At 59.3% G+C, this 17,015-nt stretch carries 14 protein-coding genes; all 14 read right to left on the bottom strand.

The annotated features are described in order from the left end of the window. Position 1 precedes the first annotated feature (1 nt). The 14 genes from AC1Q6C_RS19030 to AC1Q6C_RS19095 all read right to left on the bottom strand — a co-directional run bounded on the left by AC1Q6C_RS19030 (position 2) and on the right by AC1Q6C_RS19095 (position 17,013). A complete protein-coding gene (locus AC1Q6C_RS19030; RefSeq protein WP_003943636.1) occupies positions 2–1,168 on the bottom strand; it encodes a glycosyltransferase family 4 protein in 1,167 nt (388 codons plus the stop codon). Continuing rightward, positions 1,165–2,061: a glycosyltransferase family 2 protein gene (locus AC1Q6C_RS19035; RefSeq protein WP_230359583.1), complete on the bottom strand. Its 897-nt coding sequence runs from the start codon at positions 2,059–2,061 to the stop codon at positions 1,165–1,167. Before AC1Q6C_RS19035 ends, AC1Q6C_RS19030 begins: the two co-directional genes overlap by 4 nt. Then, complete coding sequence (locus AC1Q6C_RS19040; RefSeq protein WP_003943723.1) at positions 2,058–3,269, bottom strand: MATE family efflux transporter; 1,212 nt, start codon at positions 3,267–3,269, stop codon at positions 2,058–2,060. Before AC1Q6C_RS19040 ends, AC1Q6C_RS19035 begins: the two co-directional genes overlap by 4 nt. Further along, positions 3,266–4,477 (bottom strand): glycosyltransferase family 4 protein, encoded by a 1,212-nt coding sequence (locus AC1Q6C_RS19045; RefSeq protein WP_065352053.1) that lies wholly within the window; start codon positions 4,475–4,477, stop codon positions 3,266–3,268. The genes AC1Q6C_RS19040 and AC1Q6C_RS19045 overlap by 4 nt, the downstream gene beginning before the upstream one ends. Before the next feature lies 1 nt (position 4,478). Then, entirely contained in the window at positions 4,479–5,804 is a 1,326-nt protein-coding gene (locus AC1Q6C_RS19050) for an O-antigen ligase family protein (protein ID WP_230359582.1), read from the bottom strand. Then, on the bottom strand, positions 5,791–7,314 hold the full coding sequence (locus AC1Q6C_RS19055; protein ID WP_230359581.1) for a sugar transferase: 1,524 nt from the start codon (positions 7,312–7,314) through the stop codon (positions 5,791–5,793). Before AC1Q6C_RS19055 ends, AC1Q6C_RS19050 begins: the two co-directional genes overlap by 14 nt. Before the next feature lie 875 nt (positions 7,315–8,189). Beyond that, positions 8,190–8,492 (bottom strand): GNAT family N-acetyltransferase, encoded by a 303-nt coding sequence (locus AC1Q6C_RS19060; RefSeq protein WP_230359580.1) that lies wholly within the window; start codon positions 8,490–8,492, stop codon positions 8,190–8,192. A 417-nt stretch (positions 8,493–8,909) separates the two neighbouring features. After that, complete coding sequence (locus AC1Q6C_RS19065; RefSeq protein ID WP_007726623.1) at positions 8,910–10,355, bottom strand: tyrosine-protein kinase domain-containing protein; 1,446 nt, start codon at positions 10,353–10,355, stop codon at positions 8,910–8,912. 639 nt (positions 10,356–10,994) lie between these two features. Continuing rightward, the gene (locus AC1Q6C_RS19070; protein ID WP_230359579.1) at positions 10,995–12,320 is read right to left on the bottom strand and encodes a UDP-glucose dehydrogenase family protein; all 1,326 of its coding nucleotides are present in this window, start codon (positions 12,318–12,320) and stop codon (positions 10,995–10,997) included. Between the two features lie 52 nt (positions 12,321–12,372). Continuing rightward, positions 12,373–13,341 carry a GDP-L-fucose synthase family protein gene (locus AC1Q6C_RS19075; RefSeq protein ID WP_054826879.1) on the bottom strand — a complete coding sequence of 323 codons (969 nt, stop codon included), beginning with the start codon at positions 13,339–13,341 and terminating at the stop codon, positions 12,373–12,375. Further along, on the bottom strand, positions 13,338–14,369 hold the full coding sequence (gmd, locus tag AC1Q6C_RS19080) for a GDP-mannose 4,6-dehydratase (protein WP_003943737.1): 1,032 nt from the start codon (positions 14,367–14,369) through the stop codon (positions 13,338–13,340). Before gmd ends, AC1Q6C_RS19075 begins: the two co-directional genes overlap by 4 nt. A gap of 46 nt (positions 14,370–14,415) precedes the next feature. Then, on the bottom strand, positions 14,416–15,600 hold the full coding sequence (locus tag AC1Q6C_RS19085) for a polysaccharide biosynthesis protein (RefSeq protein WP_228401970.1): 1,185 nt from the start codon (positions 15,598–15,600) through the stop codon (positions 14,416–14,418). A 164-nt stretch (positions 15,601–15,764) separates the two neighbouring features. Continuing rightward, positions 15,765–16,691: a glycosyltransferase family 2 protein gene (locus AC1Q6C_RS19090; protein ID WP_007726615.1), complete on the bottom strand. Its 927-nt coding sequence runs from the start codon at positions 16,689–16,691 to the stop codon at positions 15,765–15,767. Continuing rightward, positions 16,681–17,013 (bottom strand): glycosyltransferase family protein, encoded by a 333-nt coding sequence (locus AC1Q6C_RS19095; RefSeq protein ID WP_228232624.1) that lies wholly within the window; start codon positions 17,011–17,013, stop codon positions 16,681–16,683. Before AC1Q6C_RS19095 ends, AC1Q6C_RS19090 begins: the two co-directional genes overlap by 11 nt. Between the last annotated feature and the right edge of the window lie 2 nt (positions 17,014–17,015).

Consider the following 17,015-nt stretch of genomic DNA (forward strand, 5'->3'; position numbering starts at 1 on the left):
CTCACCACTTTTCCGAGTTCGTATGTCGACGTTCATTGCACTGGCCGTAGCTGCGCGACAAGACCGATGTCAACCGGGACCGAGTCCAATCACGTTGCGGTTCAAAGAGAGAAAGCTCGGTCTCGACAATCGATCGAGCGATACGAGAGGAGAGAGTCGACGCCGGAGCAACCTGGATCGTCACGGCGTTCCTACCTGCCAGTGTCGGCACACCGCCGAGATCCAAACAGACCACCGGCAGGCCCACCGCAGCCGCTTCGGCCGCCACCCAGCCGCCCGAATCGTGCATGCTCGGGAAGAGCAGAGCGGAGGAGGCCCCCATCTCGCTTACCACTTCCGATCTGTCGCGCCATCCGCGAAGCGTGACCTGACCGCGCCGATACGGAAGCGACTTCTCGATCCGCCCGCGGGCGGGTCCCTCCCCGACAAAGGTCATGGACCAATCGGTGCCCAGCTGCTCGAGCGCATCCAGAATCAGGTCGATTCCTTTGTATTGCAACAGTCTTCCTACGAACAAGAGTCTTCGTTTCGGTCTGGGTACCGCTTGCTTCTCGATTCCGTCGTAGTCCAGAACACAATTGGGTTGGACGACGACATTGCGTGCCCGCGGTGCGCCTCGTCCGCTGTCGGAGTTCATCGCGATGAAAGTGTCGACTCGTCCGGACATGAAGATGTGTGTCAGTGACCGAACGGCTTTCGTGGAGCAGGTCCGAACTGCCGTGGTTGCCAGGTACCGCATACCGATGCGCCTGGCGAGCGGCATCGGCGGGTAGGTGTTGCCCCCGGCAGGCCCCCATACCAGTCGTACTCCGCCGGCTCCACCGAACAGCACCGGTGGGGGCAACCAGTCGGAGGCGAACGTTGCATGATGCAGGACGTCGAAGTTTGCCGCTTCACGCCGAACGAACAGTGAAGTGTGCCAGAGCCATCGGAGGTATCGACCGTACGATCCGGCTTCTTCCGCGGGCAAAGTCGCTATTCGCACGACACGAACTTCGCAACCGAGCTGTTCACACTCTGATTCCAATGCGGGAGCCTCACCGGAGCGAGTCACCACCGTGATCGACTCACACAGTTCGGAAGCCGCCGAGAGAAGCGCCCAACCCGCACCGGATTCACTCCCCTGATTCGGATCGCAGGCGTATGCCGTCATCAACAACCGTGTCATCGCGCTACCACCAGCCTCTGTGCGCGCGGCGTCCGAGAATCGCTGCGGCTGAATCGCTCTGAGAACCAACCGATGTTGCGTGCACCGTTGTCGAGAACCACGCGCTTGATCCGTGGACTGATCAAGGCAACGGGGATCAACGTCGCCGACGCGAGTACGAGCAGAGCGCGTTTGGCACTCTGAGCCGCCAACAGTGGCAGCTCGAGCTGTCCCTGACAGACCGCGAGGATTCGTCCGTTGTTGACATACCGGGCGAAGAGCCAGGAATCCCGACGCCGATCCTCGCCTACGGGTTCGTACGCAAGCGCCTCGTCGCACCACAACAACCGGACACCGCCGGCGCTCATCCTGAGCGTGAACTCGGTGTCCTCGCCGCCAGGTAGATCCCAGTCGTCACTGAAGTTCAAGCCGTTCAAAGCCTTCAGGTCCAACAACAGATTTCCAGCGCCTGCAGACGCAACCGGGGTGCCGGTCGAATGGCGAACGCGAGTGTGCAATGGAAGTTCCGAGGCAGGCAGACCCACCGGAATCACAGGACCGGCCACAGCACCTGCGTCGAAATCTGCTGCGCAGGTGAGGAGATTCGACAGCCAGTCGACATCGACGTACTCGTCGTCGTCGACGAAGACGATGTAACGACGATCTCGTGCACGGGCGAGATCGACGAGCGCACGTCGCGCCGGAGATACCCCGCCGAATCCGAGATGCAGTCGTTCGATCCCGTCGGCAACATACGTCGGCGTGGTGGATTCCGGATCGTTGTCGCCTACTACGACCTGGGCGGAGGCACCGGAATCCTGGATCGATGCCCGGACGCTGTCGATGCAGACAGCCAGTTCCGATTCACGACGGAAGGTCAGAATCGCCACTACGACGCCGCTGGGATTCTTCATGAGAGGTCAACTTTCGGTCGGGCGTCACGGTTCATCGAAACCAGAAGTGCGACGCTCGCGCTGACGCACGCCGACGCGGCCAATGCTCCTGCGACGGGTACGGCGCTGTCGGTCAGTCCCGCCCCGAGAACGATCAGAAACTGCAGAGGTAACAGCAAGGCGCGAAATCTGTTGAGGTTTCCCGTCTTGTCCACGACGCGGATCGACGTGCCGACTCCCAGCAGAATCCCGTTGAACGCCACCGCTAACCCGCACAGCAGAATGACCGGTATCAAGTTCGGAAAGTGCGGCCCGACCAGATGATCCATCAATCGCACTCCCGAGAATCGAATCTCGAGCGTGAGACAGATCAGCGAAACGCAGATGATCGAAACCCAGAAGATCTGCAAGCCCACTCGGCGGCCGAGTGCCATGCACTCGCTCGGGCTCATCGCTTCGACACCACTGCCGAACTTACGCATCAGAATTGGCGAGATGCCCGCGAACATCAAGGACAGCGGACCGAGCAGTGTCTGGGCAGTTCTGATCTCACCGATCATCGAGATCGACGCCACCACAGTGAGTATCAAGAACATCGCCTGCTGCGCAGCTGATCCCATCAATATCTCGATCGCAAACGGCACGGATCTATATCGGTGAGTGCGCGAGTACCTGATCGACGGTACCGGCGGTACCAGACGCATGGATGCGTGACCGAGAGCGAGCGCGACGAAGACACCGACCGTATAGGTCACGAGTGCAAGTGTCAGATTCTCGACCAGGAAAGCTGCAATAAGGACGAACGAGAGTGTCACGATCTGTATCGACGCAGAGATCCAACTCGCTCCGTCGTGCATCAGCATCGTGCGTATCACGTCCAAAACCACGAAACCAGCTGCAGCCAAGGCGTATACCGTGAGATTCATCGAGTCCGAGCCGGCGATCAGGAACAGTGCCCACACCGATGTCACCGATACCGCCGCCAGCACGATCGTGGGCGCCAACGCCGGTCCACGCTCGTCGGACCCCGCCCCTCGCGACAGCCAGACGTCGACGCCGATCGCTCTCCCCAGTGCCAGTGCCAACAGACCCGCCGATTGAATCACGGCAATCTGGCCGACTTCGATCGGACCACCGAGTCGTGCCACCGAGGTGAGAACGACAAAAGTGAGGACGCTCGAAAGCCCTTGATCGGCCATGAATGTCACATGCCGAGTGCGATCTTTCACGATCTCACCTCGTCGATGAGCTCACGCATCGACGTCGCCGCTTTGCGCGATGTGAAGCGATTCGAGTAGTGACGATAAGCGGATCTGCGTATCGCCGATCGATCGTCCGCTCCGAAGATTCGATCGAGGGCCTCGCGTATCGACGACTCTTCCAAGGTATGGAGAGGCGTTCCGCCCGGTCCGACGATGTCCGCGAGTGCACCGTTGGTTGCGTAGATGACCGGGGTGCCAACCGACATCGATTCGATCGCAACGCGTCCGAACGGTTCTGCCCATTGAGACGGCACCACGGACGCCGCACTGTCGCGAAGTATCTCGATCACATCTTCGTGCGAAGTGAATCCGGCCAGCGTGACGTTGTCGAGAGCTGCGCTTATGCTGGAGATCTCGCCGTACTGCGGTCCGTCACCGAGAACTGTGAGCGAGGTACTTCCAGCGCCCTGCGGCCAGTTGCGCACCAAATCCAGGACGCCCTTCTCCGGTGTCAGTCGGCTGACGCACACAACCGAATCAGTGCTCCGAAACTCGGGTTCATTTTCTTCGAATCCGAAGTTCGGACGAACCACGACGCGGCCAGAACTGATCAGTCGTCCTTCGACCAGACGTGCTGTCATCGCGCTCGTTGCGACGAACCTGTGCTGCTTCCACCCAAAGACGCTCAGCTTGACCGCCGTAGCGCTCAGGTAGCAGACAAGGCTCTGCAGTCGGCTGTTTCCGTAGCATCCGTTGCGGACACAACTCGTGAAGTATTTGGTGGAACCGCATTCGGTGCACGTGCCATCTGCGCGCAACTTGGCTGACGGTGTGGCGAGGCGATAGTTCCGAACCGCCTGCAACGTAGGAATTGCGGCGGCTCTTGCGGCCACGAGCAACGAAGCCGAGAACGCCGGCCAGAGATTGTTCACGTAGATGACGTCGGGGCGCTCCGAACGGATGATGCGCAACGCATCGACGAGTACGCGAGGACTGAACACTGCGGTGACTGCCGCCCACGGTCCCCGGGAGATCTTGGAATTCTCGGTGGTGCACTGAACCGTCTCGTATCCGATCGATTTCAGGAGCTTGGATTCGTTGGCGAAGCTCTGCTCCTCACCACCCGGATTCCGATAGATCGCATGGAACATCAAGGCTTTCGGCGGCGTGAATCCACCGACGGACGTCGGGTTCACTTCAGGCTTCGAACGCGCTACATCGAACGACTTGTACATCTCAGTGACCTCCTCTTCGCTCCGGAGCGAACCTGTACGCGTCGTTCTTGTCGGCACGAACGCCACGGATCGACAACTCGGCGTTGCCCGCACTGTGGGAGCGGTGGGTCGAGGGTCCGTACGGCGCCAGGAAGACCCATGCGATCAGCCACATGGCGCCGAAGAAGAGCGTCGACTCCGTCAAGTCCATCGAGAAGACGAGAACCATGATCGCGACGACGGCGATGTACTCCGTTCTGCTGCGGGCTCGCCCGAGCACCGTGCTCAGAAGCAGGTAATAGCCGGCCAACAGCAGCAGGAATCCGATCCAACCGATCTGCAGCCGAATGTCGAGCATTCCGTTGTGTGCGCTGGTCGCCGGAAAGGACAGCTTTGACCGAATCATCTGCCCCACTGCACTGTCCGGCGCCCACACCGAGCCGAAGCCCCATCCGAGCAGAGGCCGCTGTTCGGCGTAGTAGTCGGATACCGTCCAGAGATGTAACCGGCCGGTCAGCGTGACATCTCGCGAGAGTAGCGCCGCGACATCGGGTCCGAGCACCTTCATCGCGCCGGACACCCCGAGGTACAGGCCGATGATCACAGTCGAGGCGAGGTGAGCGTTCGGTGTCCGTCGAAAGCACCTCAGAGCAAGCATTGTCGCCAGCGCAATCCCCGCAGCGACGAGACCGGTCTGGCTCCGGGCCTCGAACAACACGATGCCGGCGACAGCAAGCGCCGCCACCCACGGAATACGCTTGATGTCGGGAAGCATGAGCATGACACCGACAAGTACAACTTCGATGGCAGCCATTCGTCCCAAAGTGTTTTTGTGCGTGAAGATTCCGCGATAAGCAACGGCGCGGGTGTCCACGTCGATGCCAGTCGAAGGATCGAGGAACACGACCATCAGCGACAGCACGAGAAGTACCAGCAAGGTGAGGGCAACAGTCCGCACTCGCACCGCGAAGGTCAACTCACGGGCGACGATGATTCCCGTGATCGCCAGGCACACGACGACGATGCCGGCGACGGCGGAGTTCCGGGGCAGTGTCGACCAGTACCAGCTGGTTGCCGGGACGCCGGCCGAGATCATAAGCGTGAAGACAGGCCACGTCGTATTGCGTGAGTATCGCCGGTCGAGGAAGTAGACCAACGCAAGTGTCGCCGAAAGAACGGCCGAACCGTGTACGAGCAACGATCCGAGCGCTGTCCTCTGCGTGTACGCCTGAAAGGCTCCGCTCGCGCCGATGACCGCGATCACCAATGCCGTTCGCAAGATCAGCGGATTGTTCGGCGCCTCATTTTCGCAAGGCGCCGGTACCGCCTTCTTGTCAGTAGGCGCCATCACTTCCCACCACCGCCTTGAGCGTCTTCGCGACGATCATGACGTCACCCATCATCGACCAGTTGTCGACGTAGGAAAGGTCCAGGCGGACAGTGTCTTCCCACGAAAGATCAGAACGTCCACTGACCTGCCACAGGCCGGTGACACCGGGCTTGACCAGTAGCCGACGACTGACCGCGTCGTCGTACATCTCGACCTCGCGCCGAAGCGGTGGCCGCGGTCCTACAACACTCATCTCTCGCCGGAGGACATTGACGAACTGGGGCAACTCGTCGATCGAGTATCGGCGCATGAATCGACCTACCGTCGTCACACGCGGATCGTCTCGCATCTTGAAAAGCACTCCGGCGCCTTCGTTCTCCTTCATCAGTGCCGTGACCTGTGAATCCGCATTCTGGACCATCGAGCGGAACTTGAGCATGGGGAACGGCTGACCGTCCAACCCCATCCGCTCCGACTTGTACATAACCGGACCCTTGCTCGTGAACTTGACGGCGATCGCAGCCGCCAGAAGCACCGGACTGATCACGGCCAGCACGAGCGCCGCGAAAGCAACGTCGAAGGTCGTCTTCGAGAACTTCTGTGCGCCGTGATAGCGCGGACGCTCGACATGAATCAGCGGAAATCCTGCGACCGGGCGCATCGAGAGCCTCGGCCCGGACACATCCAGAATCCCCGGTGCGACAACAAGGTCCACATGATCGCGCTCGAGATCCCAGGCCAGCTTGCGCAGCCCTTCCGGTCCGAGTCGCTCCGACGCCGTCACCGCCACCGTGTCGGCACCGACCTGTTCGAGTGCGTCGGTGACACTGTGCTCGTCTCCGAGCACCGGAATGTCCCGACCGTTCACTGTGACAACTTCGCCCACGTCTCCTCCGTAGCCGGGTACGCAGACTCCGACAACTCGGTATCCATGGGCATCGTCGCGCTCGAGGTTGCGTGCAAGATCGACAACCGCCCCTCGCACACCGACCACAAGTACGGCAGTTCGAAATTCACCTCGGGCTCGCTCACGAGCAATCACCCGTCGCCAGATCCAACGACTCGCGATCAAGGCGGTCAATCCCATCGGAAACGCCACGGCAAGGTACAGGCGCGCGATCTCCAGGTGAAGGAGAAGGCTGGCGATCGCAATCAGTCCGAACAGGCGGAGCGTTCCGACAGCGATCAATCGGTACTCTTCAGGGCCGCTTCCGATCACACGAGGAGATCTGGTCCGAAATACCCTCAGTACGGCAAACCAGCCGATAATCAGGGCGAAAGACAGTGCGGTGTAGCTGAAATGGCCGAATGCTTCACCGTCGACGACATCCGCGTCGCTACCGAATCGCCACCATTGAGCCAGAAACACAACTGCCGCAACGATGATCGTGTCGGTGATCGCCAGACGACGAAGATACGCAGATTGCCATTTCCTGCGTGCGGAAACTCCACCGGCCCTCTCCGGCGTTACTCGTCGGTGTTGTTGTGGCCGCTCTTTCGTGGGCGCGGCCATCTCGAGAACCGTCATGTGTTCAGAAACCTTTCCCCATGCACAGAATTCGGCCTGAAGATGTTCACCGGCCGAGGTCCATCGGACCGCCTTGCCGATTCCCGAAACTTCGACAGCGAAGCAACTGCTCCGCATTGCTGCGTTCAGTGCGTATGGTCGCATTACGTGCGCCTTGCAGTTAACCCGGCGACTATTGTCAGGCCTCGGCCCAACTGTCGATTATTGCGGCATTGCCGCAGCTCACACCCCGTGATTGAAGCAGAGTCCACTAACAACCCAAACACAGGACGATCGGCGATTTCTCCTCGCCCGCTGACGTCGCCGGCCTCGATATTGCCAGGACTCACATCTTGGCAACTCTTCGGCTAGCTGGTCAGTACCAGTGAGGAGTTTGCCACATTCCGGACAGCGTGGCAATAGCGCTTTCCGAAGTTCTTCCCGACGCCAGCATTGACGTCAGTTATTCACCCTCTGACAAGAAGGAGTGAACATTGCTCACCATTACCATTGCGTACCTATAGTTTTCATCGCCTAGCCCATTTGGGCTCCGCGTTTGGACGGAAACCAGCACGCGGTTGGTAAACACTCTGCAATCCATACTTTGATGCGCTCAGCGTCGACTCAGCCCTGGACGATTGTTCGACACTTCGCCTCTGGGCGTCTTACCTACTCCTGGCCGGCATTGCGCGAACCTACGATCGGGCGACACCGAGAATTCAGACATGCAAAAGGAGGAGTGTGGACCGCCAGCGATCGCCTGTGAGGTCCTGAAATAGTTGCAGCACAGCCCAATTAGGGACATGCGAGTTGCGCAGCCGCTCGGCTGCAAAGCGGGGCGACTGCTACCGATGGCTATGGCTATGGCCATGGCAAACGTGTGTGGCCGTGTAGGGTCAACGGACGCTCGACACGCTCGTTCGCACCCAGTAGCGGAGCGTGTCTCTCGAACAACCGACATTGCGGGACAACTGATCAGCTGGGCGCACGCTCTCGAGTAAACCCCCGCACGCTTCGATTGCCTTACGCGAAACCGGGTTCCTTTCGTCGCAGGTAACCAGGACGCGACTGAGCCCCACCGGGTCGCCGACATACGCGAGCGCCTCACCCAGAGCAGTCGACGCTATCCCTTTCCGGCCCTCCGACCGACGGACCCCGTGGCCGATATGACCACCGACATCGGCCAAGAACTCGTTCATGCTGAGTCGCAGCTGGCCGACAACCCCCGCACCCGCTGTCCAAATCCATCGAGGGATGCCAGATCGACATCTAGGCGTTGCGAAACTCTCGAGGCCGAATCGGGCTGGTCCGCCTGCGGTCCGCCACACTCGCTACGCGATTCCAACCGAGACGCCCACAAGGCCTCGTCGGTCGCAACCAGATCGACAGTCATAGAGGCACCGGTCAAGCAGGGACAGCTCAGACCGCAGCGTCACATCCCGCATGCCCGTGCCTACCCGATTACTGCGACGGCCGATGAATCTGCATTCCGGCAGTGCGCGTCGCAGACTCAGAGGACCCGACTGGAGATTGCGTCCGATTCACCACACAGAGAAGGGCCCCCGAGCTTTGCTCGAGGGCCCTATGAGGCGTCGGGATTTTAAAGTACGACCAGGTCAGATGACTGTCGACGTGACCTTTCGTTCGCCGACTGGATTGCTGTCCACGGACCCTTCCACGGCCACGTCAGCGACAACCGGATCGGAATCGTAGTAGTACTTGTACTCGTAGACACCACGACCGTTCAGCGGGGTCATCGTGATGACAGTACCGAGAATCGTCGCGCCCACACTGTGGAGATTGCCGACCGCCCTGCTCAGCTGTTCCCTCTTCGTCGTGCCGTGACGAGCAATCACTAGCGCGCCGTCCGCCAGCGCTGAAAGAACTGCAGCATCCGTAACCGGAAGCAACGGCGAGGCGTCGATGATGACGTAGTCGAACCTTCTGCGGAGATCGGTAAAGACCGCATGGGCAGTGTCAGTGCCCAGAAGTTCGCTCGGGTTCGGGGGAATCGGACCTGAGGCAAGAACCGTCAGGTCAGCATTGCTCGTGACTTGAAGTACGTCGTCGAGATCTGCTTGCCCGGCCAGGACCGAGCTCAGACCAACGCTTCCGATAAGTCCCAGATACTTCGAAACGCGAGGCTTACGGAGGTCACCTTCGACGAGACACACCTTCTTGCCTGCCTCGGCCAACACGAGTGCGATGTTCACCGCAGTCGTGGTCTTTCCCTCGGAGGGAAGAGAACTCGTAACGACGATGACACTCGGTGGGCGATCCACGGCCAGGAACTGCAGATTGGTTCGCAGCTCGCGGTACGCCTCGGCACTTGCGGAGTTGCCCTCGTGGAAGTTGATCGCTTGATGAACTTCGCGTTCCTTGTCGAACGGAATTGTTCCCACCATCGCCGCGCCGGCGATGTCTTCGACCACCTTGCGCTCTTTGACGGTGTTGTCCAGGCGATCACGCACCACAGCCAACCCGATCCCCAGCAGAAGCCCGATCGCGGCACCGAGCGCCACGTTCCGCGAAGTCTTCGGCGACACCGGTTCCGCGGGAGTTTGTGCTCGCTGTTCGACAACGACGCGCGCAGGTGCTGTGCCACCATTTGCGGGCGTACCCAGATCTTTGACCATCACGACAAACTCGTCCGAGAGCGCATTTGCGATTTCACGTGCCAGTTCAGGCGACGCATCTTGCACGCTCAAATCGAGCAGTACTGTATCCGGCGCCGATGTGGCGGTCACCTTGGACGAAATCTCCGCAGCGGAAAGCCCGCCGAGTCGATCGGGCCCGACTGAATCGATCGTTCTCTGTGCCAGTGTCTCGCCGGTAAGGAGCTTGGCGTAGGAAGTGACCAACTGCTGTGAGAGCTGGTTACCTTGGTAAGCCTCGTTCACGGTTGTTCCGGTAGAAGTCGACACGAACAGGCGCGTGGAAGCCTGGTAGATCGGCGTGGCAATCAACGAGGCGCCCAATGCGCCCAAGATCACGACCACAGTGACGACAGCGACTATCTTCCACCGTGCCTGCAAAATCTTCAGGTAGTCCCGTACATCCATCGTCGAATCTCCTTCGGCTCGAACACGTATCACGTCTTCGAGTAGTAATCGACAGCCGCTGTCGAGCCGCTGCACTCAATGCAGGCTGAACGAGGCAGCCAATCTTCTATCGCGTGTCCCTGCGTCACAGCGCGAGGTATTTGCCGAAACAGCCAGGGGGGAGAGGCCTTCACGGCATCTCACACATCTCACTTCCTGGCCGATGCATGATCGGGAAGTGGCGAACACGCGACACTGACAAACCCGCGACACTGACATCGGGCCCACTCACACATCGCGCAGAGCAGACACAACGTGCAGTCAGGCTGAACTCTACTGCGTCATTGGTCTTTTCACCACCGCAACGGAGCCTCGAAACTTCCTAGACATCGTCAGTCGACTGTGCCGACCATGAAAGGGTCACATACCACAGCGGGCCGTAGGACCAACGTCCGTCGACGACCAACTACGCAACTTGCCGCCGGAAGTTGATGCATACCAACCGAACAAGGCAACATGCCCCTCACCCTGTGATGCACGAGCGGCTATCCCAGCATCTCCCCCGGCCACAGCTCGCTCGCTGACGGACTTTGGTCCCGGGCACACGGCCACTTCCCCTCGATGCCTACAACACCCACCCTCCGTGAAGGTTTCACCGGTTTACGGCCTTCCGAGACCTCGGTAGGTCCACCCTGCGTCGCGCCAGGTGGTCGGTTCCAGACAGTTACGTCCGTCGATGATGACCTTCTTGCGGACGACAGGTTCGAGGTCCGACGGCAACAACTTTCGAAACTCGGCCCACTCGGTCAGAACCAAGACGACATCAGCGCCTGCACACGCTTCAAGTGCGCTCGAAGTGTAAGTGAGGGTGGGGAACAACGCCTTCGAGTTTCCCATCGCCTTCGGGTCATAGACATTGACGGCAGCGCCTTGCAGCTGAATCTGCCCGGCAACGTTCAGCGCAGGTGAGTCGCGCACGTCGTCAGAGTCAGGCTTGAAGGCTGCACCGAGAACCGCCACATTGGCTCCGAGTAGAGAACCACACACTTCTCGAGCCAGTTCGACCATCCGAGTACGACGACGCATGTTGATATTGTCGACTTCGCGTAGGAATGTGAGTGCTTGATCTGCTCCCAGCTCACCAGCACGTGCCATGAAAGCACGAATGTCCTTCGGTAAGCAGCCCCCACCGAAACCGATTCCGGCGTTGAGGAATCGCCTACCAATTCTCTCGTCATGGCCGATGGCATCGGCAAGAACGGTCACATCCGCACCTGAAGCCTCGCACACCTCCGAGATCGCATTGATGAACGAGATCTTCGTTGCCAGAAATGCATTGGCTGATGCTTTGACCAACTCCGAAGTCGCAAGGTCGGTCACAACAAAGGGAATACCTTCGTTCAAGAGTTGCTCGTACACTTCACGCGCAATCGATTCCGCACGTCCGGGTCGATTGCGGTCGACCCCGAGCACAAGCCGGTCCGGGTGAAGCGTGTCTTTCACCGCGTAGCCTTCCCGGAGAAATTCCGGGTTCCACGCCACCTCCACGTCTTGTCCGGCAGGCGCCAGTTCCCGTGCCCGCGCACCCAATCGCTCTGCTGTACCGACTGGCACAGTTGATTTCCCGAAGATTACGGTCGGCCTGGTCAAGAGGGGTGCGAGTGTCTCGATCACCGAATCGACAAAACGCATGTCGGCCGCAAACTCCCCCTTCTTCTGCGGCGTACCGACGCCGAGGAAGTGGATGTCGGCGAACTCTGCGGCCTCCTCGTAGGAAGCCGTGAATCGAAGACGTCCCGCGGCTATGTTGCGGCGCAGTACTTCCTCGAGTCCCGGTTCGTAGAAAGGAACCTCCCCAGCTTCGAGCATAGCGAGCTTGTTCGGATCAACATCCACCCCGAGAACCTCGTGACCCAACTCGGCCATGCAAGCTGCGTGTGTCGCCCCGAGGTAGCCTGTGCCGAATACCGCAATACGAGAAGTCATAACGATGTCTGCCTGTCGAAGTCGAGTTTACGTCGAATAATGCTGTAGTACTTCATGTCCTGATCGAATCGACGTTCTGTCGATACCACTCCACGGTCGATGCGATCCCCGCACGAAGATCAATCTTGGGCTGCCACCCCAAATCTCGAAGCTTCCCGATGTCAAGCAACTTCCGCGGCGTCCCGTCAGGTTTCGAATGATCCCATTCGATCTCGCCGTCGAACCCGATCTCGTCCGCCACGATCGCAGAGATCTCCGCGATGCTCTGGTCCTCGCCTGTACCAACATTGACGTGTTCTGCTCCGTCATAGTGGTCGAGCAAATGAAGGCAGGCATCCGCCATGTCGTCGACGTGGAGAAACTCGCGCCTCGGCGTCCCGCTGCCCCAGTTCACGACTGAAGCAGCTCCATCACGGCGCGCCTCGTCGAAGCGTCTGATGAGGGCTGGCAGCACATGAGAGCCCTTGGCAGAGAAGTTGTCACCCGGGCCGTAGAGATTGGTCGGCATCGCGGAGATCCACGGACGCCCGAACTGCTTTCGAACAGCCTGTACCTGCAGGATTCCCGCGATCTTGGCGATGGCATATGCATCGTTCGTCGGTTCCAAATGACCGGTCAGCAAATATTCTTCGCGAATCGGTTGAGGAGCGAATTTCGGGTAGATGCAGGATGATCCGAGGAACAGCAGGCGATCTACGTCGAACTCGGCCGCCGCGTCCATCACGTTCACCTGGATGCGAAGGTTGTCGGAGATGAAGTCCACCGGCAGTGTGCTGTTCGCCAGTATCCCGCCCACCTTGGCTGCCGCGAGGACCACGTTCTTCGGCCTCTCGGCGGCGAAGAACTCGAACACGGCACCGCGGTCGCGAAGATCGAGTTCGGCGGACGTGCGACCGACAAGGCGATTGAAACCGTCGGCCTCCAAACGACGCCAGATCGCTGAACCCACGAGTCCACGATGGCCCGCGACGTACACCGCATCGTTCCGATCGAGGGACTTCTGCGCGTACTCCCCCGTCATCGGGCATGCTCCCAATCCACCAGGTTCGGGCGGTCGATCCAGGGCTTGCCCTCACACTTCAGAGCCTCTATGTCCGCATCGACCATGATTCGAGCCAGCTCGGGGGTATGTACAGTCGCCTTCCAGCCGAGCTTCTGCTCCGCCTTACCTGCATCTCCGATCAACGCGTCTACTTCCGTCGGCCGCAGATAGCGCTCGTCGAAGCGCACATGATCTTCCCAGTTCAGACCCGCGTGCTCGAAGGCCACCGTCAGGAAATCCTTGACCGAGTAGTTACCGCCTGTCGCGAGCACGTAATCGTCCGGCTCGTCGGCCTGAAGCATCCTCCACATTCCCTCCACGTACTCCGGCGCGTAGCCCCAGTCGCGGATTGCATCGAGATTACCCATGTACAAATCGTTTTCCAGGCCGGCCTTGATCCGCGCCACCGCTCGCGTGATCTTGCGAGTTACGAATGTTTCGCCTCGCCGCGGAGATTCGTGGTTGAACAGAATTCCGTTCACGGCAAAGATCCCGTACGCCTCGCGGTAGTTCTTGGTGATCCAGTACGAGTACACCTTCGCCGCACCGTACGGCGATCGCGGATAGAAGGGAGTCTGCTCGTCCTGCGGAGGCGGTGTCGCACCGAACATCTCGGAGCTGGACGCCTGGTAGAACCTGCATTCGAGACCAGCCATCCGGACTGCTTCGAGCAGCCTGATCGACCCGATTCCCGTCGTGTCACCGGTATGTTCGGGCTCGTCGAAACTTACCCGTACATGGGACTGCGCTGCGAGGTTGTAGACCTCGTCCGGGCGTATCTGTGCGAGAAGAGTGACCAAACGCGCCCCGTCGCTGAGATCTCCGTAATGAAGGAACAGTTTTGCATCCGGCGTGTGGGGATCCACATACATGTGATCGATTCGAGCTGTATTGAACGTGGACGATCTACGAATAAGTCCGTGGACCTCGTATCCCTTGCCCAGCAACAACTCCGCGAGATAGGAGCCGTCTTGACCGGTGATGCCTGTGATCAGTGCCTTCTTCATTTCTCTCCTTCATGTATGTGCGACTTCACGATTTTCGGGCAGCTATTCACACGGTCACGCCTGCCTCCACCGCCTTCTCCATGCTTGAAATTCGCCGAACCGAAATATAGATACACGGAATAACCTGGAGTACAACCATTCCTGCGGATAGTCCCAAGTAGAGTGCGGCGGCTCCGAGTTCAGGAATCAGGGATATTGCCAATACCATTCCGACGAGGCCGCTCAGCCAGACACAGAGGACTTGCAACCATAGTCCTCGCGGGTCCATGAGGAACATCGCCGCCGGCTGATGCACCGAAACAACAAGGATGTAAACACTTCCGGCCAAAACGGTTGCCAGCGGGACGACAAGACTTCCACCCGAGACAAACCGAATTCCCGGATAGCTGATGACGACCAGAGCAAGCGCAAATACGGCGCCCACAGTGCCGAGAAGTACTATATGCTGGGCGAATTCACGCACCCGAAGTGTCCCGATTCGGTATCGCTCGCGATATCTTGACCACAAGTTCTGGCCCATCACTCCCAAGATAGCCAGCAGGGGTCCAGCGAATTGCGCCACCACCGAATATTGTGCGACGTCTTCGACCGTTCCAAAAGTGGAGATCAGCAACCTATGGCTCTGGAACCCGACAACCATGCCGATCGATATGAGAAAAAACGGAACCGCCGTTTCAGCTATGCGAACTCGCACCGGGCTTGTAAGACGCCAGCCGATCAACGAACCCTCATCGCCGGAAATCGATCGAAGCGCGAGAGCAAGGGTAAGAAATCCGACGGCGAGGTAGCCTGCGCACGGTGCCAGAACAAACAGGTAGGCCGGCGCCTGAGTAGTCCAACAAACCCCTATCACGATCAGTTGAATGATCGGACCGATCAACGCTGCGGTAACGACAACGCGCATCTTTCCGCAACCCTGCAGGATGCGTGACCCCAAACCCAATGGAATACCAACTGCCGCAGATACAATCACTACTGTGGCCAGCGCCGACGCATGATCCATCTCACCGACTGCGCCTAGAACTGGCACCCACAGCCCCATCTGATAGAACAGGAACGCGAGGCTTGCGACAGCGAGGGATACCAGAACGGTGACCAGACTCGCCCGCCGAAAATGGGATTGGAACGACATCCGATCGAGTGCACCACTTCGGTAATCTGCTGTCGCGTTCACCATGGTCGCGCCGATACCGAAGTCCGCGAAGGGAAGTAGATTCAACATGGACGCCATCAGCGCATAGAAGGCGTAGTACTCGACGCCGTAGTCCCGAGACAGAATTGCTATTACGGCGAAGTTCGCGCAAGCGCCGGCCAGCAGACCTACCAGTCGAAAGAACCCGGTCCCGCCCAGGTCGATCGACTTCGCCGACCTCACGTATGAGCTGACCACTGTGTTCACCCTCGTGTCTCCGAGGTTCCAGCGCCAGACACGATTGTGGACTGCTTCAGACCGCTGTCGCCGATCCGAGCGAGTACCTTGTAGCACGCGGCAACTGCTACCTTCACGCAACCCCGCCAGTACAAACCTTGCGCGAACGACGCTCGTCCCATGCGTGCGTTCGCAGCTGCGGCAACCGCCGATGCGCTCATCAGCCGAACTGGGATCCCCAGATGTCGCGCGTAGTGCCCCCTGATCGATTCCTTGCACAACAGCGATTTCTCAGGAGAACCAATGGATTTGCCTGCGTACATCGAATACACGAGGGAAACGGTGTTGTGTTGAACGACTCGGCCGACGACGGATAGACGAATGAACATTTCGTAGTCGTCGGCGTAACGCTCGACGATCTCCGGTACGTCCAGCGCAATCGCTGCTTCGTAATCGGCACGCCGAACCAGCGCCGCTCCCGGTGGAAACGGACCATACCCTTGTGTCAACAGGGTTCGAGTATTGATCTCGGAGTACGACTGATTGTTCAACCGACTACGCCCACGTGGGAGACTCGCCATCACACGTCCAGCGACGACTGCGCAGTCCGCCTGTGCAGAGAGAATACGCAAGGACTCGTGAATGCCGGGTGCGACCAGAAGATCATCCGCGTCCAGGAACACGATGTACGGTGCCGTGACGAGCGTGGCCCCCCGTCGTCTCGCGAGGTATGCACCCGCATTTGGCTGCGTCAGGACACGTATATCGTGGGCGCGACATAACGCGGCGGTACTGTCTGTGGATCCGTCGTCCACCACGATGACTTCCGAAGCGCCCGCATTGTGCGCGCTCTCGATTGACGCCAAAAGTGTGGCTTCCGCGTTGAAAGCTGGTATGACAACTGCGAATTCCGCACTTGATTGCGTTGTGGGTTCCAAATAGTCATCGGACACGAGGAGTCACCCCTGCTAGAACTCGTCTTTGAACACGGTCGGTTTTTGCGAGAAGCGCAACCCCCAAGGACACCGCATAATCGAGCCACTGCGCCCTGAAGACTGTAATTCCGGTCAGGGCGCGTGATCGCCGCATGTCCCGGTAATGATCCATCATGCCCCGCACCGAACCAGCGCCAGCCGAATCAAAGTCACAGAAGAACTCGGTCCACACGCGCGGTTGCGATCGGACCGCCATCTTCAACAGATACAGTTGGTCGGCACTGAGTCCGAATTCGGTATCGTAACCGCCGATCTCAACATGCAGCGACTTCTCGATCACAC

Source organism: Rhodococcus sp. MT28 (genome assembly GCF_058792695.1).